This window comes from Aquisalimonas sp., assembly GCF_007120195.1.
In the GTDB taxonomy this organism is placed as follows: Bacteria; Pseudomonadota; Gammaproteobacteria; order Nitrococcales; family Aquisalimonadaceae; genus Aquisalimonas.
The window spans coordinates 1-23542 of the sequence record NZ_SKOG01000241.1; the positions used below are offsets into that span (position 1 = coordinate 1).

The 23542-nt window shown below is 63.1% G+C and carries 18 protein-coding genes; 7 read left to right on the top strand and 11 right to left on the bottom strand.

The window, feature by feature from the left end:
* Positions 1-541: 541 nt before the first annotated feature.
* On the bottom strand, positions 542-2365 hold the full coding sequence (gene typA, locus QZT63_RS16985) for a translational GTPase TypA (RefSeq protein WP_290652795.1): 1824 nt from the start codon (positions 2363-2365) through the stop codon (positions 542-544).
* 508 nt (positions 2366-2873) lie between these two features.
* Here typA and QZT63_RS16990 point away from each other — a divergent pair.
* Together QZT63_RS16990 and QZT63_RS16995 are read left to right on the top strand one after the other, a co-directional pair.
* Complete coding sequence (locus QZT63_RS16990; protein ID WP_290652797.1) at positions 2874-3377, top strand: histidine phosphatase family protein; 504 nt, start codon at positions 2874-2876, stop codon at positions 3375-3377.
* Positions 3377-4900 (top strand): Ppx/GppA phosphatase family protein, encoded by a 1524-nt coding sequence (locus QZT63_RS16995; protein WP_290652800.1) that lies wholly within the window; start codon positions 3377-3379, stop codon positions 4898-4900. Before QZT63_RS16990 ends, QZT63_RS16995 begins: the two co-directional genes overlap by 1 nt.
* Before the next feature lie 7 nt (positions 4901-4907).
* Here QZT63_RS16995 and ppk1 read toward each other — a convergent pair whose 3' ends face one another.
* Complete coding sequence (gene ppk1, locus QZT63_RS17000; RefSeq protein ID WP_290652802.1) at positions 4908-6983, bottom strand: polyphosphate kinase 1; 2076 nt, start codon at positions 6981-6983, stop codon at positions 4908-4910.
* Positions 6984-7290: 307 nt separating this feature from the next.
* Between ppk1 and QZT63_RS17005 the strand changes: the two genes are divergently transcribed.
* Together QZT63_RS17005 and QZT63_RS17010 are read left to right on the top strand one after the other, a co-directional pair.
* A complete protein-coding gene (locus QZT63_RS17005) occupies positions 7291-8736 on the top strand; it encodes a hypothetical protein (RefSeq protein ID WP_290652804.1) in 1446 nt (481 codons plus the stop codon).
* A 41-nt stretch (positions 8737-8777) separates the two neighbouring features.
* Positions 8778-9392: a TetR/AcrR family transcriptional regulator gene (locus tag QZT63_RS17010; RefSeq protein ID WP_290652806.1), complete on the top strand. Its 615-nt coding sequence runs from the start codon at positions 8778-8780 to the stop codon at positions 9390-9392.
* A gap of 134 nt (positions 9393-9526) precedes the next feature.
* Here the strand turns inward: QZT63_RS17010 and QZT63_RS17015 are convergent, their stop codons facing one another.
* The 6 genes from QZT63_RS17015 to QZT63_RS17040 form a co-directional block, all read right to left on the bottom strand.
* On the bottom strand, positions 9527-10159 hold the full coding sequence (locus QZT63_RS17015) for a DsbA family protein (RefSeq protein ID WP_290652808.1): 633 nt from the start codon (positions 10157-10159) through the stop codon (positions 9527-9529).
* A 156-nt stretch (positions 10160-10315) separates the two neighbouring features.
* Positions 10316-13048 carry an aconitate hydratase AcnA gene (acnA, locus tag QZT63_RS17020; RefSeq protein ID WP_290652810.1) on the bottom strand — a complete coding sequence of 911 codons (2733 nt, stop codon included), beginning with the start codon at positions 13046-13048 and terminating at the stop codon, positions 10316-10318.
* Between the two features lie 201 nt (positions 13049-13249).
* A complete protein-coding gene (gene hflD / locus QZT63_RS17025; protein ID WP_290652813.1) occupies positions 13250-13879 on the bottom strand; it encodes a high frequency lysogenization protein HflD in 630 nt (209 codons plus the stop codon).
* Positions 13879-14991, bottom strand: coding sequence for a tRNA 2-thiouridine(34) synthase MnmA (gene mnmA, locus QZT63_RS17030; protein WP_290652815.1), 1113 nt, complete (start codon positions 14989-14991; stop codon positions 13879-13881). The genes hflD and mnmA overlap by 1 nt, the downstream gene beginning before the upstream one ends.
* A gap of 109 nt (positions 14992-15100) precedes the next feature.
* On the bottom strand, positions 15101-15553 hold the full coding sequence (locus QZT63_RS17035; protein WP_290652817.1) for an NUDIX hydrolase: 453 nt from the start codon (positions 15551-15553) through the stop codon (positions 15101-15103).
* Positions 15554-15659: 106 nt separating this feature from the next.
* Positions 15660-16658: a LysR family transcriptional regulator gene (locus QZT63_RS17040; protein WP_290652819.1), complete on the bottom strand. Its 999-nt coding sequence runs from the start codon at positions 16656-16658 to the stop codon at positions 15660-15662.
* Between the two features lie 520 nt (positions 16659-17178).
* Here QZT63_RS17040 and aceA point away from each other — a divergent pair.
* From aceA to clpA, 3 genes are all read left to right on the top strand, one after another.
* On the top strand, positions 17179-18456 hold the full coding sequence (gene aceA / locus QZT63_RS17045) for an isocitrate lyase (RefSeq protein WP_290652821.1): 1278 nt from the start codon (positions 17179-17181) through the stop codon (positions 18454-18456).
* 323 nt (positions 18457-18779) lie between these two features.
* On the top strand, positions 18780-19103 hold the full coding sequence (gene clpS, locus QZT63_RS17050; protein ID WP_290652823.1) for an ATP-dependent Clp protease adapter ClpS: 324 nt from the start codon (positions 18780-18782) through the stop codon (positions 19101-19103).
* A gap of 84 nt (positions 19104-19187) precedes the next feature.
* Complete coding sequence (gene clpA / locus QZT63_RS17055) at positions 19188-21464, top strand: ATP-dependent Clp protease ATP-binding subunit ClpA (protein WP_290652825.1); 2277 nt, start codon at positions 19188-19190, stop codon at positions 21462-21464.
* 158 nt (positions 21465-21622) lie between these two features.
* Here the strand turns inward: clpA and infA are convergent, their stop codons facing one another.
* The 3 genes from infA to aat form a co-directional block, all read right to left on the bottom strand.
* Positions 21623-21841 (bottom strand): translation initiation factor IF-1, encoded by a 219-nt coding sequence (infA, locus tag QZT63_RS17060; RefSeq protein WP_290652827.1) that lies wholly within the window; start codon positions 21839-21841, stop codon positions 21623-21625.
* 154 nt (positions 21842-21995) lie between these two features.
* Positions 21996-22730: an arginyltransferase gene (locus QZT63_RS17065; protein ID WP_290652829.1), complete on the bottom strand. Its 735-nt coding sequence runs from the start codon at positions 22728-22730 to the stop codon at positions 21996-21998.
* Positions 22727-23464, bottom strand: a complete 738-nt coding sequence (aat, locus tag QZT63_RS17070; RefSeq protein ID WP_290652832.1) for a leucyl/phenylalanyl-tRNA--protein transferase — start codon at positions 23462-23464, stop codon at positions 22727-22729. The genes QZT63_RS17065 and aat overlap by 4 nt, the downstream gene beginning before the upstream one ends.
* Positions 23465-23542: the final 78 nt, after the last annotated feature.

Sequence of the window (23542 nt, forward strand, 5' to 3'; positions counted from 1 at the left end):
AGCCGGATTGGAGAGAAAGGCGAAGCGCGCTGCGGGAGCACCAACAGCGGTGGGGATAACCGCATCGTGCGCCTGCGGCGCTATGTCATCGACGGCGGGTTACGCTGCGCTAACCCGCCCTACGTGGTGGAGTCCTGCCATGGCACTGGGTCGGATCGAAGGGCGTAGGGTGTCATTAGCGCCAGCGTAATGCACCGTCAAACAATCCGCGCCAACGGCGCACGGGCGCAACACAAGTTGTGCGCCTGCGGCGCTATGTCATCGACGGCGGGTTACGCTACGCTAACCCGCCCTACGTGGTGGAGTCCTGCCATGGCACTGGGTCGGATCGAAGGGCGTAGGGTGTCATTAGCGACAGCGTAATGCACCGTCAAACAATCCGCGCCAACGGCGCACAAACGCGGCTTGATTCGTGCGCCTGCGGCGCTGGGTTATCGACGGCGGATTACGCTACGCTAATCCGCCCGCGTACGGCCTGCAGCCACGCCATGGACACCTGGGGTGATCGAACGGGGAGAGGGCACTCGCTGACGCAACACACTTACGCGTTCACCGCTGCGCGGCTCGCCTTTTTGCGTTCGTGTTCCTTGAGCAGCTTTTTACGCACGCGAATGGCCCGCGGGGTCACTTCCACGAGTTCATCATCGTCGATAAACTCCAGCGCCTGCTCCAGGGTCAGGCGCAGTGGGGGGGTCAACAGCAAGTTCTCGTCGGTGCCCGCCGCGCGCACATTCGTGAGCTGCTTGGCCTTGAGCGGGTTTACCACCAGGTCATTATCCCGAGCGTGGATACCGATCACCATGCCTTCGTAGACCTCCTCACCATGGCCGATGAAGAGTTTCCCCCGGTTCTGCAGATTAAACAGGGCGAAGGCGAGGGCCTTGCCCGGTCCGTTGGAGATGAGCACGCCATTCACCCGCTGGCCGAGATCCCCGCCACGATAGGCGCCATAGCTGTCAAACACGTGGTACATCAGACCGTCGCCGGAGGTCGCTGTCAGGAACTCCGTACGGAAGCCAATCAGGCCACGGGCGGGGATGATGTAATCGAGACGCACGCGACCTTTGCCATCGGGCGTGATGTTGTGCATCTCACCGCCACGTTCCCCCAGCCGCTCCATGACCGCGCCCTGGCTATCGCTGGGAACATCCACGGTGAGCTGCTCGTAGGGCTCCTGCCTGTGGCCGTCCACCTCGCGGACAATGACCTCGGGCCGGGAGACACCCAGCTCGTAACCCTCGCGTCGCATGTTCTCGATGAGTATGCCCAAGTGGAGTTCCCCGCGCCCGGACACGCGGAACTTCTCCGGATCGTCCATGGGCTCGACGCGCAGCGCGACGTTATGCAGCAACTCACGCTCCAGACGTTCACGGATGTGCCGCGAGGTGACGTACTTGCCCTCACGCCCGGCGAACGGCGAGTTGTTGACCACGAAGGTCATGCTCACCGTCGGCTCGTCAACGGTCAGGGCCGGCAGTGCCTCCACCGTGCCGGGCTCACACAGGGTGTCGGAGATGTGGAGGTTATCCACACCGGTGAAGGCGATGATATCGCCGGCATTAGCCTCGGGGACCTCGGTGCGCTCCAGACCGAGATAGCTCAGCACCTGCAGCACGCGGCCGGGGCGGGTCATGCCGTAGCGGTCAATGACGGTGACCTGGGTATTGGTCTTGAGCCGGCCGCGCTTGATGCGTCCAATGCCAATTACGCCCACGTAGCTGCTGTAATCCAGGGAACTGACCTGGAGCTGCAACGGGCCTGTCGGATCCACCTCGGGCGGGCTCACGCCGTCGGCGATAGCCTGGAATAGCGGCGTCATGTCGCCTTGGAGGGTGTTCGCATCGGTACTCGCGTAGCCATTCAGCGCGGAGGCATAGACCACCGGGAAATCCAGCTGTTCATCGCTGGCACCGAGACGGTCGAACAGGTCGAAGGTTTGGTCAAGCACCCAATTGGCCCGCGCCCCTGGGCGGTCAATCTTGTTGATCACCACGATGGGGCGAATCCCCTGCTCCAGGGCCTTGTGCAGCACAAAGCGCGTTTGCGGCATGGGGCCGTCGACAGCGTCCACCAGCAGCAGGACCGAGTCCACCATGGACAGAACGCGCTCCACCTCACCGCCGAAATCGGCGTGCCCGGGTGTGTCGACAATATTGATGCGATAGCCGCTCCAGCGAATGGCCGTGTTCTTGGACAAAATGGTAATGCCGCGCTCGCGCTCCAACTCATTGGAGTCCATGATACGGTCGGTGAATGCAGCGCGGGCATCCAGTGTGCCGGACTGTTGCAGCAGGCGGTCCACGAGGGTGGTTTTGCCGTGGTCAACGTGGGCAATAATGGCGATGTTGCGAAGCTTCTCAATCACGTCGGATACGTCCGTCGGGCCAGTGGCAGGATGGGGCGCTGTAGCGCGTGCGCACTGTAGCGATCAACTGTCAGCGGCTGGGCGCCAACGCGCCGGCGCATCCTCCCGCCGGCAGTGCCGCGCATTATCCCCGTCCAGCCCCGCAGTCTCAAGGTCAATCGCCCGGGCGGGCGTGATCATACGCGCAAGACGGTTACTATGGCAGACTAGTGTCCTGTAACCGACATTCGTTGCCTTTTGAGCTGCCTGTCCGGCCGCGGAGCAAGGCGCGGCTCGCAGCCAATGGCCGTCGCCCTTGGCAAGAGGCGCAACACCGCTCCGCGGCCGGACAGGCGCTCCCGGAGGGCTTGCCGGTGCGCCTCCGAGGCGGTGTTGCCGGTCCTCGCCGTAGGGTCCGCTACGCCTTCGGCCCGGCGCCTGGCCTCGAAGGCGCACCGACAAGCAAAAGACAACGAATCTCGGTTACAGGACACTCGCAGCGTCACATCGCGGAAGAGAGCACGCTCCCATGCAGCAGCTGTTACTCCTACGACACGGAATCGCTGCGGACGCCGCGCCGGGGCAGCACGACGCGGACCGGGCGCTGACGGAAGAGGGACAGCAGCGCGCTGAGGCAGTCGCCCGGGACTTGGCAGGGATCCTCGGCTCCGTCGATCGCCTGGTCACCAGCGATCTGCTGCGCGCCGGGCAGACGGCGGACGTTTTGGCCGCGGCTATGCCCCCCGGTGCGCGAATCGTTCTTCCGGAACTGAGCCCCGATGCCGATCCTCGCGTGGTCTTCGCCTGGCTGCAGCGCCAGCCCCCAGTGGCCACTACGGTGCTGGTGGGGCATGAGCCCCAGATGAATCTCTTGCTGGGCTTGGGCCTGACGGGCGCTCTCTGTGGGCCCGCCCTGTTCAAGAAGGCCGGCTTCGGGCTGCTGCGCTTCAGCGAGGGGCTTGATCCAGGTCGCGGCAAGCTTGTGCTGTTTTCGCCACCCTCCATTCACCTGCAACGGAGGTGGCGGTCTTGATGGCTGCAAGCGAGTCAGACGTAGGCGAAACCGTCGCCGCACTGGATCTTGGTTCCAACAGCTTTCATATGGTCGTGGCGCGCCGCCAGCACGGTGAGCTTCGCGTGCTCGACCGCATCAAGGTCATGGTGCGGCTGGGTGAGGGCCTCGACGCCCGAGGTCGGCTCTCGCCCGACGTGCGGGAGCGGGCCATGCAGGCGCTGCAGCGATTCGGTGAGCGCCTGAAGGCCTTGCCCCGCAACAACGTCCGTGTTGTCGGCACAAACGCCCTGCGAGGCATGCGCAAAGCCCAGGCGTTCCTGGTTGCGGCGGAGACTGCGCTGGGCCACCCGGTGGAGGTCATCTCCGGGGTTGAGGAGGCCCGGTTGATCTATATCGGCGTCTGCCACAGTCTGGGGGATGACGCTGAGCGCCGGCTGGTCGTCGACATCGGCGGCGGCAGCACAGAGCTGATCGTCGGGGCAGGCGCGCAGCCAATATGCATGGATAGCCTGGAGATCGGTTGCGTCAGCCTTACCCGCAAGTGCTTGACCGATGGACGACTCAACGCAAACACACTGAGCCAGGCTGCCCTGACAGTTGGCCAGGAACTGGAGCCCGTGCTACGACGCTACCATCACTCCCAGTGGCAGCATGCGATTGGTGCCTCGGGCAGCGTGCGGTCGGTGCAGGCGGTGCTGGGTGGCCTGGGGCTTGCCCATGGCGACATCGACCTTTCGGGACTCCAGGCGCTGCGCCAGCAGCTGGTCGACGCGGGTCGCCTGGACCGCCTTGCCCTCCCAGGCCTTGAGACGGCGAGGAAACCCGTTTTCGCCGGCGGTGTCATGGTGCTTCTGGGCGTGTTCGAGGCGCTGGGGGTGGAGCGTATGGCCGTGTCCGACGGGGCGCTACGAGAGGGCGTGTTACACGATCTGATCGGGCGCATGGATTTCGCGGATGTGCGCGACCAGACAGTGTCGGCGCTTGTCAAGCGTTACCATGTCGATGTCGCCCACGCCGATCGTGTAACAGCGACCGCCGAGCACCTCTTCCGCCAAGTGCAGGAGCCATGGGACCTGGATGCTGAAGCACAGCGCTGGTTACGCTGGGGTGCGCAGTTACACGAGATCGGGCTCGACATCGCCCACGGCGGCTATCACCGCCACGGCGAATACCTCGCCCGCCACAGTGACCTTGGCGGGTTTTCGAGCCAGGACCAGGCGGTGCTCGCTGCACTGATTCGCTGCCACCGCCGCAAGATCGCTGACAGTGCCCTGGATGGCGTGCCGGATAACCGGCGGGTGCGGGTGGAGCGATTGGTTCCGCTCCTGCGCCTTGCCGTCATTCTGCATCGCAGCCGGCTGGATGAACCGGGGCCGGATGTACAGCTGGGCGTCCAACCGGGGATGATCATGCTGGTTTTCCCCCGTGGATGGCTCCTGGCCCATCCACTGACGCGCGCCGATTTGGACGTCGAGGCCGAAGCACTGGAGCGGCTCGAGTTAACGCTACGCCTGCAGGAAGCCGGAGGGACGTCGGCATGACGGGTTTTCAGCCCTGCTCGGCGAGACGCGCCAGCAGGGCGTTCTGGGAGCTAAACGGCGCTTCGCCCGACTTCGGCTCAGCCCGGCGGTAGGTGCCGTCTTGTTGCAGCAGCCACGCCTGGGTGTTGTCGCGCAAGTAGTCATTGAGATCATGCAGTACCTGCGCCCGCAGCTCCGGGTTCTCGATGGGGAACGCGATTTCCACGCGTCGGAAGTAGTTCCGCTCCATGAGGTCTGCGCTGGAAGCCAGCAACACGGGGTCGCCACCGTTGGCGAAGTAAAACACCCGGGTATGCTCTAGAAACCGCCCGATAATCGAGCGCACCCGGATTTGCTCCGAGACCCCCGGAATGCCCGGACGCAGTGCGCACATGCCGCGCACAATGAGATCAACCTCCACGCCGGCCATGGCTGCGGCATACAGTGCCTGGATCGTCCGCGGTTCCACCAGCGAATTGACCTTGAGCAGAATGCGCCCGCCGCGGCCGGCCCGCGCGTGATCGGCCTCGCGCTCAATCGCCTGCTGCAGGCCGTCGAAGAGCGTGAACGGGGACTCCAGGAGTTTCTCCAGGGGGGCCACTTTGCCCAGGCTGGTCAGCTGCAGGAATATACTGTGGACGTCTTCGCCCATGGCACGGTCAGCGGTCAACAGCCCGTAATCTGTATACAGTCGCGCCGTGCGTGAATGATAGTTGCCCGTGCCCAGGTGCACGTAGCTGCGCAGTTTGCCGTTCTCCCGCCGCACCACCAGAATCATCTTGGCGTGGGTCTTGTGCCCGACCACGCCATAAACCACGTGCGCGCCGGCCTCCTGTAGGCGGTTTGCGAGCTGGATATTGGCCTCCTCGTCGAACCTGGCGCGCAGCTCGATGACCACGGTCACTTCCTTGCCGGCCCGCGCGGCGGCGACCAGGGCATCCACGATGGCCGAGTCGGGACCAGTGCGGTAGAGCGTCTGCTTGATCGCGAGCACCCCGGGATCGCGGGCGGCCTGACGGACGAAGTCCATCACCGGTGCGAAGGACTGGAACGGGTGATGAAGGAGGACGTCCTGGCCGCGCAAGAGCTTGAAAATACTGCTGGCTTGGGTGATGGCTACGGGCAAGCCGGGGGTGAAGGCGGGGAAGGTCAAATCGGGGCGGTCCACACTGTCGCAGACCGCGAGCAGGCGGTTAAGGTTGACCGGCCCGTCGACCTCGTAGAGGTCGTCGTCGGTGAGCTCAAACTCATCGAGCAGGAAGCGCGCCATGTGCTCCGGGCAATTTGCAGCCACCTCCAGGCGTACCGCATCCCCGTAACGGCGGGATTGCAGCTCGCCTTCCATCGCCACCAGCAGATCGTCCACCTCTTCTTCGTCCACATACAGGTCGCTATTGCGAGTGACCCGGAACTGAAAACAACCCACGACCGTCATGCCGGGGAACAGCTGCTGGACGTGGGCATGGATAATCGAAGAGAGGAACACGAAATCATGGGCCCCATCCGTCGCCTGGCACGGCACCGGAATCAGGCGTGGCAGCGACCGCGGTGCCTGCACGACTGCCATACCGCTGTTGCGCCCGAAGGCGTCCATTCCTTCCAGTTCAATTATAAAATTCAAGCTCTTATTGAGGATGCGCGGAAAAGGGTGTGCTGGATCCAGCCCCATAGGGCTGAGTACGGGCAGGAGTGACTCCTCGAAGTACTGGCGAACCCAGGCCCGCAGGGCGGCATTCCATTCGCCCCGACGGATGAACCGGATTCCCTCGCGCTCGAGCGCCGGGATCAGCGCCTCGTTCAGCAAACGATACTGCTCGGCGACCAGTTCGTGGCCGCGCCGGCTGATGCCGCGCAGTATTTCATGGGGTAAGCGGTTGTCGGCGCCGGCCTGCGTGGAGCCGAGCTCCTGGGCCTGTTTCAGGCCGGCTACGCGGATCTCGAAGAACTCGTCCAGGTTCGTGCTGACAATGCACAGGAAGCGGAGCCGCTCCAGCAGCGGATTGTCCGGCATCCGTGCCTGCTCGAGCACCCGCGCGTTGAACTCCAGCATACTAAGCTGGCGATTGATATAGAGATCCGGATGCTTGAGGTCAATCTGGTCCATGATGCTCCAGGATCGCGGTCGCTTAGCCGCGACACGGATTAATACGTGGCCGTCAGGGCTTGTCGCCGCTCGCCAACGTACTGATGCAATGTGACAGTGCGATTACAAACGCGTTTTGGGATTTACCGGCGCCGCCCCCCATAATCGTCACTGGGAAACCGGTGGAGGATGCCACGGCCGCGCGGCGCTGGCGTGGTACGAGCGACCAGCCTGGGGTGTGACCGTTGAAACGTCAAACAAACGCTGAATCATTGGGCGCGGGTTGCGACCGCACCCGAATGCTCAGGCGGTCCATAAAGGAGACAGAATGTTGGAGCAAGATACACTCGCCTTGACCACCAACCCGACCCTGGATGCCGTCATCTGGGTCTCTGTGTTTCTTGTAGCAGGGTATTTCGCGCGCCGCCCGGCGCACGGGTTCATCCGCCTGCTCTTCGCGGAGTTGAGGCGGTTGCTTCGACTGCTTGCGCGTTATTGCGCCCACACTGGGTACCATGTGCGCGCCTGGACGCGCTCGGTGCTGATCGCTCAGGCGCGTCAGCAGGCCCGGCGCACGGCAGACTGGCACGTGGAGCGTCTCGGCAAGGAGCTAAGCGTCGAGTTCGCCGGTTTGGCAGCCCTCCAGCAGCGGCTGCACGAGCAGCTGTCGCTGCTGGAGGCAGACTACCGCAGCGGTCGCACCCTGCCGCCGGAGGTGCCGGGCTGGCCCCGGTTGGTGGAGCACCTCGGCCCGGACTTGGCCGCAGCGGATCCCTCCATCAAGCGCACCCTTGAAGATCTGCGTGATGGCCTCGAGATGCAGCGAGCGGATCTCCTGGACGCCTACCGGCGCGCATCGCGCCGACGTTACCTGGCGCTGCATCGCACAATGCCGCAATGGCGTCGGGCCAGCCGGGCGCTGGAGGAGATAACCCGGAGGATCGACCGGCTGCGTGAGCGCGCCGATCAGGTCATGGACAGCGTGAGTCACTATGAAAGGCTGCACGAGGAACCCCACCTGCGCACTGGATTGCTCGCCGGGGCCTCGCTGTGGCGCTTTACGCTCTCGGCGGGGCTGCTGGCCATGGCCGGGTTCGGTTTTCTAGTGCTCGGCAGCCTGCTCGCCATCCCGTTTAACGACCTGCTGGGTTCAGTGCCCATCGCCGCGGGCTTGCCTGGGCTTGGGTTTGCGACCACGGTACTGATCCTGCTGGCGCTCGCTTTGCTCGGACTGGTCATGCTGGAAAGTTGTAGAGTGACGGGCCTGCTACCGGGGATTGCGAGCCTGGACGCGAGCAGTCGCCGGTGGCTGTTCTTGCTGGCCTTGGCCGTGGCCGTGATGTTGACCGCGGGTTGTGCTGGCGTGGCGCTTGCGCATGGGGGCGTTGCGCCGGTGGGGCCTGCTGAACCCGCCGGTGATGCCCTCGCGGCGGCGGTGCAAACCGCGGTGCTGGTGTTGCTGCCCTTCGCCTTAATGTTCGTGGCCCTGCCGCTCGCCGGGGTGATGCGCCAGGGCCATATCGCCGCGGGCCTGGCCCTGGCGCTGGCATTACAACTCCTGATGCTGCTTTGCCGGCTACTGGCGCGCCTGGCGACATTCGTTAGCTCGGTGCTCATCCAGTGCTATGACCTGGTGATTTTCCTGCCGCTGTGGGTCGAGGAGGCCACACGCCAGCGGTACTGGCGTGCTCGCCCGGCGCCGATGATCGTGCACAGTCAATTGCCATCGCCGGCGCACGAGGCCACCGAGTCGCCACGCCAGACTGGGTCGTGATGGTGTTGCCGTACGGGGTCGTATGGTGTAGAAAATTCCCCATGAACGCAGCACGCAATCGCCGATCCCTCACCGCCGAGGACTGGGCCGATGCCGCCCTTGACGCCGTCGCCGAAAGCGGTGTTGAAGCGGTCGCCGTGGAACGTATTGGCCGTATCCTCGGCGTGACCAAAGGCAGTTTCTACTGGCACTTTACCAATCGCGGGGCGCTCCTGGACGCTTCCTTGAAGCGTTGGGAACGCCAGCAGACGGAAGACGTCATTGCCCGCGCCGAGATGGAGCACGATGCCCGCAGTCGGATTCATCGCCTGTTTCGCAGTGCCGATGGCAGCAAGCGCGCTGGCCAGCTGTATCTCGCATTCGCCTCGGCGGCGAACCATCCGCGCGTTCGCCCGGTCCTCCAGCGCGTCAATAACCGGCGCATCGGCTTCATGGTTGACTGCTACCTGGCTGTGGGGCTCGCCGCGAGCGAGGCTCGACAGCGCGCCGTGCTGGCCTATTCGGCCTATCTCGGAACCCTGCAAATGCGCCGGGACACTCCGGAGACCATCCCCACCGGTCCCGAGTTCGAGCAGTACCTGGACTACATCAGCATGCTCCTGATTCCCGGTTTCGCTCCGGAGTCCGTCCGTGGCGCGCAGCAGACAATGGGCTGATCAACCAGCCCAGGCGAATCGCCCGAGGATGGGCCGCTGGTGAAGGTGCCCGGTATCAAGCCTTGAGTGCGGATGACCCGGCGCCATGGCAGGGCGCGTCGGCAACGCCCCAGGCACAGTGCGTGGTCACTGATTCAAGCCCCCGACGCGGCGCGACCGAGGGCCTGTTCGAGTATCTCCATGGACACCACACCGTGAAACGCCCGCCCCGACACGACCAGAGCGGGTACGCCGGTGAGCTCCAATTCTTGCGCAGCCTGCACGTGGGACAGGAACACCTCCAGCGGCTCCGCCGTTGCCCAGGCGGCTTCGACAAGGTCGTCTACGCCGTGCTCCCGTGCTAGCGCCTCAAGCACCCTGTCATCACCGATGTTCCGCCCCTGCGCGAAGTACGCATGAAAGAGGGCGCGATGGAGTGGCAGGAAGCACCCGCGCCTATAGAGCTGCACCGTCTGCGCAAGCAGCAGCGCGCGGCGGGTATTGGTTGTGAACTGACGTGGCTGCCAGGGCAGCCGATCATGGCTGACCATCTCGTCGAGCGCCTGCGTTAAGCGCTGCCAGTGCTCATCAGCGTAGCCCAGCGCCGAGAGGGGTTGACCCACTGCCGGGTTGCCCGGGTGGATTTCCACAAAGCGCCACAGGATATCCAGGTTGTAGCGATCCTGCAGCCGCTCCAGCCGATGACTTGCCACGTAGCAGAACGGGCAGTTGTAATCGAAAAAGAGCGTGACCGCAATGGTGTTGTGAGCCTCGGCCTGTGTCGTCATCGCATTTCGGTTACAGGACACTAGGGAGCATCCGTCGGAACTGGACCTGAGCCGTGCCCGCGCAGCAGCTCCGAATCATAGGGGCCAACACGATAAGCCGGCCCGCTCGGTGGAGCGGGCCGGCTTACGCTCCCGTGCACTACGGGAGTCTGCGGGTCAAGACTCCCGGGCGAGATTCCTCAGCACGTAGTGCAGGATCCCGCCGTTGCGGAAGTACTCCCACTCTTTCGGGGTGTCCACGCGCACCAGGGCATCGAAGGTGGTGGTCTTGCCATTCGGCGCCGTGGCGGTGACCGTCACGGTCTCCGGCTCGCCTTCGAGGGACGAGATGGAGAAGGCCTCCTCCCCGGTCAAACCGAGGGAGACGGCGCTATCGCCTTCTTTGAACTGCAGGGGCACAACACCGAAACCAACGAGGTTGGAGCGGTGAATACGCTCGTAGCTCTCCGCGATGGCAGCCCGCACGCCGAGCAGGTTGGTCCCCTTGGCCGCCCAGTCGCGACTGGAACCCGTACCGTACTCCTTGCCGGCAAGCACCACCAGCGGGGTGCCCTTCTGTCTGTATTGCATGGCCGCGTCGAAAATGCTCATGACCTCGCCGGAGGGCACATGGGTGGTCCAGCCGCCCTCGGTGCCTGGTGCCATTTTGTTGCGCAGCCGGACATTGGCAAAGGTGCCGCGCATCATCACCTCGTGATTACCCCGGCGCGAGCCATAGGAGTTGAACTCCTTGGGTTCCACACCCTGCTCCTGCAGGTACTTCCCGGCCGGGCTGTCGGGCTTGATAGCGCCGGCGGGGGAGATGTGGTCGGTGGTAATGGAGTCGCCGACATACACCAGGCAGCGGGCGTCGGTAATCTCCGTAACGCCGGGCTCCTCCATGGTCATGCCTTCGAAATAGGGCGGGTTGGCAATGTAGGTCGACGGTGCCCAGTCATATCGCTCGGCGTCCGAGACCTCGATATTCTGCCAATTCTTGTCGCCGGCGAAGACGTCGGCGTAGCCTTCCTGGAACATGTTGCGGCTGAGGCTCACGCTCACCACATCGGCGACTTCCTTCTGCGTGGGCCAGATGTCCTTCAGGAAGACATCCTGGCCGTTCATATCCTTGCCCAGAGGCTCACGGGTGAGATCCAACGTCATGGTGCCCGCCAGGGCGTACGCGACGACCAGCGGCGGTGAGGCAAGCCAGTTGGTCTGCACCTCGGGATGCACGCGACCCTCGAAGTTGCGATTACCCGACAGCACGGAGGCAACCATCAGATGGCCGTCGCGGATACCCTCGGCGACGGGCTCCGGCAGTGGCCCGGAATTGCCGATGCAGGTGGTGCAGCCGAAGCCGGCCACCTGGAAACCGAGCTCGTCGAGGTAGTGATTGAGACCGGCCTTCTGCAGGTAGGCGGGTACCACCTGGGAGCCGGGGGCGAAGGAGGTCTTCACCCAAGGCTGCGAGCCCAGGCCGCGCTCGTGGGCCTTTTTGGCTACCAGCGCTGCGGCCACCAGCACGTCCGGGTTGGAGGTGTTGGTGCAGCTGGTGATGGCTGCAATCACCACCGAACCGTGCTTGAGCAGCGTCTTCTGGCCGTTGATCTCGATCTGCACGGCGCCCTTGTCGTAGTCGACCTGGCCGCCGACCGCCGTGTCCCCGCCCTCGTTGAGGAAGCGTTCCTCTTCGGCATCGTGATGTTCGTCGAGGAACTTCTCCAGCATGTCGGAAAATGCCAGCTTGGCGCCGGCCAGGGCGACGCGGTCCTGGGGCCGCTTGGGCCCGGCCAGGCTGGCTTCGACGGTGGAGAGGTCGAGTTCCAGAATATCCGAGTACTCGGCTTCACGATCGCCGTCGGTACGCCACATGCCCTGCTCGCGGGCATACTGCTCGACGAGCTTGATCTGGTGCTCGCTACGGCCGGTGAGCTCGAGATAACGCAGGGTTTCGTTGTCCACCGGGAAGATACCGCATGTGGCGCCATACTCCGGGGCCATGTTGGCGATGGTGGCGCGGTCGGCCAGGGGCATGTTGGAGAGGCCGTCGCCGAAGAACTCGACGAACTTGCCCACCACACCCTTCTTGCGCAGCATTTGCGTGACAGTGAGCACCAGGTCCGTGGCAGTGGTACCTTCCGGGAGCTTGCCGTTCATCTTGAAGCCGACGACCTGGGGGATAAGCATGCTGATGGGTTGGCCGAGCATGGCCGCCTCGGCCTCGATGCCGCCTACGCCCCAGCCCAACACACCGAGGCCATTGATCATGGTGGTGTGGGAATCCGTTCCGACCAGCGTATCCGGGTAGGCACGGTGGACGCCGTCGGCCTCCTTGGTGAACACCACTTCGGCCAGGTATTCCAGGTTCACCTGATGGACGATACCGGTGCCCGGCGGCACGACGCGAAAGTTCGAGAACGCGTTCTGGCCCCAGCGCAGGAACTTGTAGCGCTCGTGGTTGCGGTGGTATTCGAGTTTGGTGTTCAGGTTCAGGGCATCGGCGGTGCCGAAATGATCGACCATCACTGAGTGGTCAATGACCAGATCCGCGGGTTCCAGGGGGTTGATGCGCGTGGGATCGCCGCCCAACCGCTGCATGGCGTCGCGCATGGCGGCCAGATCGACCACGGCGGGCACACCGGTGAAATCCTGCATAACTACGCGCGCGGGGGTGAAGGCGATTTCAGTGCTGGGCTTGGCCTTCGGATCCCACTGGGCGAGTGCCTCGATGTTCTCACGGGTGACGTTGACGCCGTCTTCCTTGCGCAGAAGGTTCTCCAGCAGCACCTTCAGGGAAAAGGGAAGCCGTCCCAAATCGAACTGCTTCTCAAGGGCGTCCAAGCGGAAAATCTCGTAGGATTGTCCCTGAACCGACAGCGTCGAGCGCGCGTTGAAACTATTTGTCATTCTGCCTCCCAATCTACCGTAGGTGTTCCCATCCGGCCCGCCTTCGGGTTCCCCGAAATCCGTGCGCCCTGGGCGGGACACGGGCGCTGCTGGAACCGCCCAGGAATGCCGAGTTGTTCAGCACTTCACTGCGCGCCAGTATAATACATGAATGCGTACCGGTTTGCGGCTTCTGTTGGCCCCATTGGCCGTGGGTGGATCTCATAGCGACCCCGCGGCCAATTCCCGGGCCAGGCGCTCTGTGGTCTCGAGCAGGCGATTGCGGCCGAAAACCAGACGCAGGCGGCTGCCGCCGGCATTGCGCCAGAATGTGGTGGCACGCACGCCCGCCAGCAGCAAGGCGCGCACCTGGTTGGCGTTACGCGAGTCTTCCAGCCATTGGCGTTCCCCCTGGACCATGACCTTGGGTTTCAGGGTGCTCACAGTCTCGCCATAGAGGTCCGCGAGGTAGCCAATGACGTTCTCGTGGGCCGGGTGGAAATAGCTCGCCCGGTCCCGGGCCTGCTCGAGCCCCTCGGCGAGGTGCTTCAGCATGGCGCGCTTGCGCATGAGCTTGCGCTCCAGGTGCATCAACACGATGGCGTAGCGGGTGAGTTCTGTGTCCTGTGGGTCTGAGAGCTGGGTGCGCAGTCGCCGCAGCCCGGGCAGAAGCTTGACGTCGCCACCGTAGGCGTCTCCGACGTCGCCCTCATAGGGGTTCAGCAGTCCATTGATACAGGTTTCCACCTCTTCGATGCTTGTCTGGCCGGTACGCGCAATGCGGCGGATCTCAGTGAGTGCCTGGAACAGGGCCGCGAGGGCCAGTGTCTGTTCGCGCCATGCCTGATCCATCAACGGTCTCCAGCCTGATAACCGCGGGCAATAATGCCGCCGCCGAGACAGCGCTCACCCTGATAAAAGACGACCGACTGCCCCGGCGTGACGGCACGTTGCGGCTCGTTGAAGCGAACCCGGACGCCGCTGCCGTGAAACGCCAGCTTGCAGGACTGGTCCGGCTGGCGATAGCGGACCTTCGCGGTGCACGGATACACGCCGTGCGTCACCGGCGGTCTACCGGCGACCCAGTGCACATCGGTGGCCTCCAGTTCCTCGCAGAACAGGGCCGGGTGATCAACGCCTTGGGCAACGATCAGGGTGTTGGTGTCCATGTCCTTGTCCACCACGTACCAAGGCTGGCTACCACTGCTGGCACGCCCGCCGATACCCAGCCCCTGGCGCTGCCCGAGCGTATAGAAGCTCAGCCCCTGGTGCTCGCCGATACGCTGCCCGGTGGTATCAACAATCGGCCCCGGATTGCCGGCGATATACCGTGAGAGAAAACCACGAAAATCCCGCTCACCGATAAAACAGATGCCCGTGCTGTCCTTTTTCTCAAAGTTGTCAAAACCGGCGTCTTCGGCAATCCGTCGGACCTCGGCTTTCTCTACATCGCCCACAGGGAATAGCGTACGCGCCAGGGCCTCGTGGCCAACCATGTAAAGAAAGTAGCTTTGGTCCTTGGCGCGGTCACGCCCCCGGAGCAGCAGAGTCTGTCCATCCGCCTCACCCAGCCTCGCGTAATGCCCGGTCGCAACATAGTCTGCGCCGAGCCGTGTGGCGTGATCCAGGAAGGCCCGGAACTTGATCTCGCGATTACACAGCACATCGGGGTTGGGAGTGCGCCCGGCCTCGAACTCACGCAGGCAGTCATCGAAGACTTGCTGCCGATAGCGAGCGGCAAAGTTCACCTGGTGCAGAGCAATATCCAGTTCTGCGCAGACCTGGCGCACATCGGCGAGGTCCTGCTCGGCCGTGCAGACGGTATCGGTATCGTCGTCTTCCCAATTGCGCATGAATAAACCCTGGACACGGTAGCCCTGTTCCACGAGCCGTAGCGCGGCGACCGAGGAGTCGACCCCGCCGGAGAGGCCGACGATGACGCTAGGGGCGCGGGAAGTGGACATAATGCGTGGTGCGTTCCGACTCGATTTGCATGCGCAGCGGAAGCATACACCGGCTCCGCTTGTTGCCCCAAACCCAACCAGCCCCGCTGGCAGGACGAGGAGGGCTGTGTCAGCGCTCGATCACGTCCTGGAAGACATCCAACGGGAACCGGCGACCGAACAGGTAGTCGTCGATGGCGCGAAGCACCAACGGACTGCGCAAGCGCGCGGGCGTCGTCCGCAAGTCCTCCGGGCTCGCCCAAACGATGCGCTGGATGCCATCGTCGAGCGGCTGCTCGGGCACATGGTCTGCAACATCACCGCAGAAGCACACGCGGATAAACGTTTCGTTCCTGGTTGGGCTGTACCAGCGGTAGACGCCGACGAGGGCTTGCGGGCGAAATGTCCAGGCCGATTCCTCCCGGGTTTCCCGGACCACCGCGGCGACCAGACTCTCGCCCGGTTCAAGGTGGCCCGCGGGTTGGTTGAGGACAAGATCCCCACCCGCATACTCTTCTACCAGCAGGAATCGACCATCCTGTTGGGCTACGGCTGCAACGGTAACGTGAGGCTTCCAGACCATGGGCCTTAAGCCTATACGGCCCGGTTTCGGTGGACAAGGTCCACCCACGCCCGGCCAGCGGCGCGTGGGCCGAAAGGCTGCTGAGACCGGTTACAGGACACTAGTCCTAGTCCGCCCCGGTGGCGCCGGCCGAGGGAACGAACACCCGGTTATCACCCCTTACCTCAGTCTCCCGGTCCATCCCCGGGTCATCAAAGAATCCGGGCTGCATCAGTTCGATGAACCGCTTGGCCTGGGGCGACAGGAAGCGGCCGCGGCGCCACATGACGCCGTAGGTCCGCCGAGGGAATACGCTGGGCAGCGGTTTGACGACCAGTTCGTCGCGCCCGGTGATGCATATGTTGCTGGCAATTCCGATGCCGAAACCCCGCTCCACGTAAGCCTTCATGATTTCCCAGCCACCGACTTCCAGGCGAACCTCGTAGGGGATGTCGTGTTGCTGAAGCACCAGGTTGACCAGCCGCCACGTCGTCAGGTGGCGTGGGGGCAGAATCAGCTCCTCGCTCGCCAGATCGTTCAACTCGATACGATCCTTATCCGCCAGGTGATGGCCATATGGGAGAATCAAGGAGGTGTCGAAAGAGTAGACGGCGCGATAGGCGATGTCATCGGGCAGTTCCAGCATGGAACCGATCGCGAAATCCACTTCGTCGTTGCGCAGCGCGGAGAGCATATCCGCGCCCACCAGGTTGTGGAGTTTCACGGGACTATTCGGGTAACGGTCCAAATAGTCCTTGAGCAGATCCGGGATCAGGTACAGCGTACTGGACTCCCCGGCGGCGATATCCAGACGCCCTCGCTGAAGCGTTTGGTGGCGTTCGGCGAACCGCGCCGGCAGGGCATCGATGCCGTCCACCAAGGGCAGAGCCAGTTCGTAGAGCGCCTTGCCGTCGGGGGTGAGCCTGATTTTCGGGCCACGCCGCTCGAACAGGGTGATTTCCATCTCCCGCTCCAGGGCTTGGATCTGCAGTGACACCGAGGGCTGGCTCAAAAACAGCCGCTCTGCCGCCCGGGAAATGCTCCCCGCCTGAGCCGTGTAGCAGAATGCTCGCAGCTGTTTGACGCGGTTATTCTTGTAATACAGTCGACCGGACGCGTCAGGCATGGGGCTCTCGGAGTATTGGGATTGCCAATAGTCAAGATTGACCGGCGGGCGTTGTCAAATGATGCGCCGCGACAATACAATGCCGTTCACTCATGGAAGAACGACCGTCAGGACACCGCGATCAGTGACGCCATGTATTGATACCGTTGGAGGCTCCTGGCTCACGCATGGAGGCGCGCTCGACCAGTAACGTCAATGCGTGTGCGGCGGGCTTTGAACCCGAAGCTCGATGCCATGCAGCCCGCGATGGCTGCCTTACCGGGTGGGAATCCACCCGGGCAGTGCGTCGTGGCACACTCCGGCGGCTGCGCCAGCACCGCCGCCGGTGTCGTGAGCCCTGTCAGTTGATTCTGATCGCCGGCCTCAAGAGGGCCCTTCAGTCAAGGTGGCTCGCAAGCGAAAGTCATAGTAGCGGGCTCAGTATCCCCGTGCCGCGCAGGGCGGCCGTGCACACGGGGTCAGCTCCGGTTATTTCATTATCATGGGCGAGGACATCGCCTGGATTCGGGAGACAAATGCGATGAGCAACGATCAGGCAGCGATCGAACAACTGAAGAAGGATTGGGCGGAGAATCCGCGTTGGAAGGGCGTGCAGCGTGGCTACAGCGCCGAAGAAGTGGTGCGTCTGAGCGGTACCGTCAAGGTGGAGTACAGCCTGGCGCGCCAGGGCGCAGAGAAACTCTGGAAGAAGATGCAGGAGTTGCCCTACGTCAACGCGCTGGGCGCCATGAGTGGCAATCAGGCACTGCAGCAGGTCAAGGCCGGTCTGCCGGCCATCTACCTGTCAGGCTGGCAGGTCGCCGCGGACGCCAACGAGGCCCACACCATGTACCCGGACCAGTCCTTGTACCCGGTGAACTCCGTGCCCGCCGTGGTCGAGCGCATCAACAACGCCCTGCTGCGCGCCGACGAGATCACGCACGCCGAAGGGGACAACAGCGTTGACTGGATGGTGCCAATCGTGGCCGATGCGGAGGCCGGCTTCGGTGGCGTGCTGAACGCCTTCGAACTGATGAAGGGCATGATCAAGGCGGGCGCCGCCGGGGTGCACTTCGAGGACCAGCTCGCAGCCGTGAAGAAGTGCGGTCACATGGGCGGCAAGGTGCTGGTGCCGACCCAGGAGGCGGTGCAGAAGCTCATCGCCGCGCGCCTGGCCGCGGATGTCATGGGTACGCCCACCATCCTCGTCGCCCGCACAGACTCCCTGGCAGCCGATCTGCTCACCAACGACGCCGACGAACGGGATGTGCCGTTTATTACCGGCGAGCGTACTGCCGAAGGCTTCTATCGGGTCAAGGCCGGCGAAGAACAGGCCATTTCCCGCGGCCTCGCCTATGCGCCGTTTGCGGACCTCGTCTGGTGCGAGACCGGCAAGCCGGATTTGGGCTTTGCCAAGCGCTATGCCGAGGCGATCCACAGCGAGTACCCGGACAAGGCGCTGGCATACAACTGCTCGCCGTCGTTCAACTGGGCCAAGAACCTCGACGATGCGACCATTGCCAAGTTCCAGCGCGAGCTGGGTGCCATGGGCTACAAGTATCAATTCATTACACTGGCCGGTTTTCACGCCCTGAACTACTCCATGTTCACCCTGGCCAAGAGTTACAAGGAGCGGCAGATGAGCGCCTACTCGGAGCTCCAGCAGGCCGAGTTCGCCAGCGAGAAGGACGGTTACACCGCCACGCGCCATCAGCGCGAAGTGGGTGCCGGCTACTTCGATACGGTGACCACGACCATCCAGGGCGGTGAATCGTCCGTGACGGCGATGACCGGTTCCACCGAGCAAGAGCAGTTTTAAGCGCACGCGGTTATGGCCCCCGCCCCACACCGCGGTGGGCCAGCGCCCCAGAGCCCGGCCACGCACTTGGCCGGGCTTTTCTAGTGCCCTGTAACCGTTGGCTTGATTTTGCCGATGGATGGCCGCACATTCTTATGAGTCAAGCGTTTGCCGCATCATGCCGAGATGGCCTGCACAGTGTGTACGCGGGTTCGCGGTTTGCCGGCATCCGACCGGTCGACCTGTCACAGATTGCGACACTGTGCATTGGACGCCGCCACAGCCTCTCTTAAAATAGGTTGGTAGAATCGAGCCAACCGCAAGAATCTGTGAGATGACAAGCCATGAGTGACGAGCGTCGTGACCAACAGGGTGATGGCGTCCTGTCTGTTGAACAGGCGAAGCCGAAACTGAAACGCCCGCCATTATACCGGGTGCTGCTGCTGAACGATGACTACACGCCCATGGAGTTCGTTGTGGATGTGCTGCAGACATTCTTCAGCATGGATCGCTCGCGTGCCACACAGGTCATGCTGCAGGTCCATACTAAAGGTAGCGGAATCTGTGGCGTCTACAGCCGGGATGTGGCCGAGACGAAAGTCGAACAGGTCAATGATTATGCCAGAGAGCACAGCCATCCGCTGCTGTGTACTATGGAGGAGGCGTGATGCGCGCGGGGAACTACCCGCACCCGGCGCCAGTCCACACATGAGGCGCCATTCCGTTGCGGTCTCTTGAAGAGGTGAGCACACATGCTGAGCAAAGAACTTGAGTTCACTCTGAACCTCGCGTTCAAGGAGGCGCGGGAAAAGCGGCATGAGTTTCTCACTGTTGAACATCTGCTACTCGCGCTGACAGACAATCCAACTGCCGTCAACGTCTTGCGGGCCTGCGGTGCCAACCTCGAAGGCCTGAAGAAGGATCTTGAATCCTTTCTCGACGAGACGACGCCGCTGTTGCCTCCCAATGACTCCCGGGAGACCCAGCCGACGCTCGGCTTCCAGCGCGTGCTGCAACGGGCCATCCTTCATGTTCAGTCCGCGGGCATCAAAGAAGTCACCGGGGCGAACGTCCTCGTGGCCATCTTCAGCGAGCAGGAGTCGCAATCGGTTTACTTTCTGCACAAGCAAAGCATCACCCGGCTCGATGTGGTCAATTACGTCTCCCACGGCATCTCCAAGGTCTCGGGGGACCAGGAGCAGAGCAGCAGCGATCCGGGCAACTCCGAGGCGGAAGACGAAGGTGCCGTCGAGTCCGGCAGCAAGTCACCGCTGGAGAGCTTTGCCACCAATCTCAATGATAAGGCCCGTCGCGGGCGGATCGATCCACTCATTGGCCGGCGCCAGGAAGTCGAACGCACCGTTCAGGTGCTGTGCCGGCGCCGCAAGAACAACCCGTTATTCGTGGGCGAGGCCGGGGTGGGTAAGACGGCCATCGCGGAGGGGCTCGCCAAGCTGATCGTCGACGGCCAGGTGCCGGACGTACTCAAGAAGAGCACGATCTATTCCCTGGACATGGGCGCGCTGGTGGCCGGCACGAAATACCGCGGTGATTTTGAAAAACGTCTGAAGGGGCTCCTCAAGCAGCTGGAGAAGACCCAGCACGCCGTGCTGTTCATCGACGAGATCCACACCATCATCGGTGCGGGATCGGCCTCGGGCGGGGTGATGGACGCCAGTAACCTGCTCAAGCCCATGCTGGCCAGCGGCGAGCTGAAATGTATTGGCTCCACGACCTATCAGGAATACCGGGGCATTTTCGAAAAAGACCGGGCCCTCGCACGCCGCTTCCAGAAGATCGACGTCCCCGAGCCCACAGTCGAGGACACGTTCCGGATCTTGCGGGGGCTCAAGAGCCGCTTCGAGGAGCACCACGGGGTCAAGTACAGCGATCGCGCGTTGCGTTCCGCCGCGGAGCTGTCCAGTAAGCACATCACCGATCGGCGTCTGCCGGACAAGGCCATCGACGTGATCGACGAAGCCGGGGCGCGGCTGCGGCTCATGCCACCGTCCAAGCAAAAGAAGAGCATCGGCGTGCTCGACATTGAGCAGGTCGTCTCCAGCATGGCCCGGATTCCGCCAAAGCGCGTCTCCAGCTCCGACATGAAGGTGCTCGAGACCCTGGAGTCTGACCTCAAGTCGGTGATTTTCGGCCAGGACGAGGCCATCACCAGCCTGGCATCAACCATCAAGATGTCACGGGCCGGGTTGGCGGCGCCCGAGAAGCCCACCGGCTCGTTCCTGTTTGCCGGGCCCACGGGGGTCGGCAAGACCGAGGTGACACGGCAGCTGGGCCGCCTGCTTGGCGTCGAGCTAATCCGCTTCGATATGTCGGAGTACATGGAGCGGCACACGGTTTCGCGCCTCATCGGCGCACCCCCTGGCTATGTGGGTTACGACCAAGGTGGGCTGCTCACCGAGGAAATCATCAAGCATCCCTATTCGGTGCTGCTGCTCGACGAGATCGAGAAGGCGCACCCGGATGTCTTCAACCTGCTGCTGCAGGTCATGGATCATGGCACGCTGACGGACAATAATGGCCGCCACGCCGATTTCCGCAACGTGATCCTCGTGATGACCACAAATGCCGGCGCGGAAGATATGAACCGGCGGTCCATCGGCTTCACGCCCCAGGACCACTCGACGGATGGGTTGGAGAGCGTGCGCAAATCGTTCACGCCGGAGTTCCGCAACCGTCTGGACGCGATCATCCAGTTCCAGGCGTTGGACGGCGTCACGATCCGGCGGGTGGTGGACAAGTTCGTGGACGAGCTGGCCGCCCAGCTCGCGGAGAAGCACGTGGTGTTGCGCGTCGACGAGACGGCCCGCGACTGGCTGGCCGACCGGGGCTACGATCCGCAGATGGGCGCACGCCCCATGGGACGGCTCATCCAGGAGAAGATCCGCAAGCATCTCGCGGAAGAGCTGCTGTTTGGGCGGCTGTCCAATGGCGGTGAAATCATCATCCGTGCCCAGGACGACGAACTCGGCTTTGAGCTCGCCGGCGGCACTGAGGCCGTGGCGGATTGACCAATCGCGGCCGGATGATCGCGGGCCCCGTGCGACCGCTTGTTCCAGGGTATATGACCGCTTGTTCCAGGGTATATGGAAGGGGGGCTGGCTTTTGAGGAGCACGGCGCAAGACACCGGGGTCTGCCCACAGCGCGTAATGAGCCGTGATGGGGGCGTCAGCGGGCGCGGTAGGTGATGCGGCCCTTGTTGAGATCGTAAGGCGTCAGCTCTACCGTCACGGTGTCTCCGGTGAGAATGCGAATATAGTGCTTACGCATCTTGCCCGAGATGTGGGCAGTCACGACATGTCCGTTCTCGAGCTCGACACGGAACATGGTGTTGGGCAGGGTTTCGACTACCGTACCCTGCATCTTGATATGATCATCTTTCGCCATGCAGTCTTCGACCTCCTGATCGATTGATTGAGCGTTTTCTTGCAAGTTTCGGCCTGGAGCCCGTCAGTGCCAGGCGTTGTCAGGCCCGGTGCCGGCCGCCGTCAATCGATGACAGACCCGGAATTCGTGCGGGACGCAACACGGTTGGCTCTCATCAAGACAGTGAGCGCGGATCGCTCAGTACGCGCCATTCGCCGCCCTGGTAGACCTCGCAGGGCCGATAATCAGCCTTGTAGCTCATTTTGGCACATGCGGCGATCCAGTAGCCCAGATAGACGTAATCAAGGCCGTACCGGCGAGCTGCGTCAATCTGCCACAAAACGGCGTAGGTACCAAGGCCGCGACGGCTTTCATCGGGCGCGAAGAAGGTATACACCGCTGAAAATCCGTCGGCAATAAGATCGACCACGGAGACGGCCAGTAGCCGGTCGCCTTCGCGGAACTCGACGAACCGGGTTTCCGCCCAAGGTGCAACAAGAAAATCCATGTAGCTGTCCGGGTCGTGCTCATCCATGCCGCCGCCAGGATGTCGCGTTGCCACGTAGTGGACGTACAAGTCGAAATGTTCCTGGCGGAAATCGGCCCCGCGAACAATCGCGCTCAGGTCACTGTTGCGTCGCCAGCAACGGCGTTGGCGGCGGCGTGGCTGGAACACGCGCACGGGAACACGCAGGGACTGACAGGCATTGCAGCCCGGGCAGCCCGGCTGATAAATGAAACGGCCACTTCGCCGCATTCCCTGGCGGATGAGTTGGCTGTAATGACGGTTATGGAGTGAGAAGGTCGGGTCCACGAAGACCGTGCGCGCCGTACGGTTCGGCAAATAGGCACATTCATGGTCACCCGTGGCGTAGAGCCAGAGGCGACGCTCATTGTCTGCGGAGCTCATTCTGGGGTCTCCCGGCGGGGCAACGGCGTAAAATCGGCATCGAAACGCCAGTGGCCCTGCCTATCCGGATAGGCCAGCGCCGCGTCCAGCCCCTCCAGAAACTGTGCGCGCGAGCACTCGCGCGCTCCCAACGCCGCGAGATGCGGTGAGAGAATCTGACAATCCAGGACGTGGAATCCCCAGCGCGAGAGCTGTCCGGCCAGGTGAATCAAACCAACCTTGGACGCATCCGGGGCACGGCTGAACATGGATTCGCCGAAAAAGGCCCGCCCGAGAGCGACACCATAGAGGCCGCCCACCAGGCGCAGGTGATGCCAGACCTCCACGGAATGGGCAAACCCCCGGTCATGGAGATGGCAATAGGCGTCATGCATGTCTTTCGTGATCCAGGTGCCGGTTTCCCCGCCTCGCGGCGCGGCGCAGGCCGTTATCACATCATCGAACGCGGTATCCAAGGTGACCTCAAAACCGGCCTTACGGAGGCGTTTGCGCAGGCTGCGACCCACGTGAACGGCATCGGGAACGAGAATGGCGCGTGGATCCGGGGACCACCACAGCACGGGCTGATCCTCTTCGAACCACGGGAAGATGCCGCGCCGATAGGCCGCCAGCAGGCGCCGTTCGGAGAGATTTCCACCGATGGCCACGAGGCCGTTGGGGCGTGTCAGGGCCTGATCCGGCGAGGGGAAGAGCGTTTCATCGCCGTCATCGAGCCAGTGAATCCGGCGTTGCATGCGTCACCTCTGCGCGTTTGCCCCGTTCAGCTTGTAAGGGCTGTGTTTGCCCATTTCCATGATGTAGCGTCTCACCAG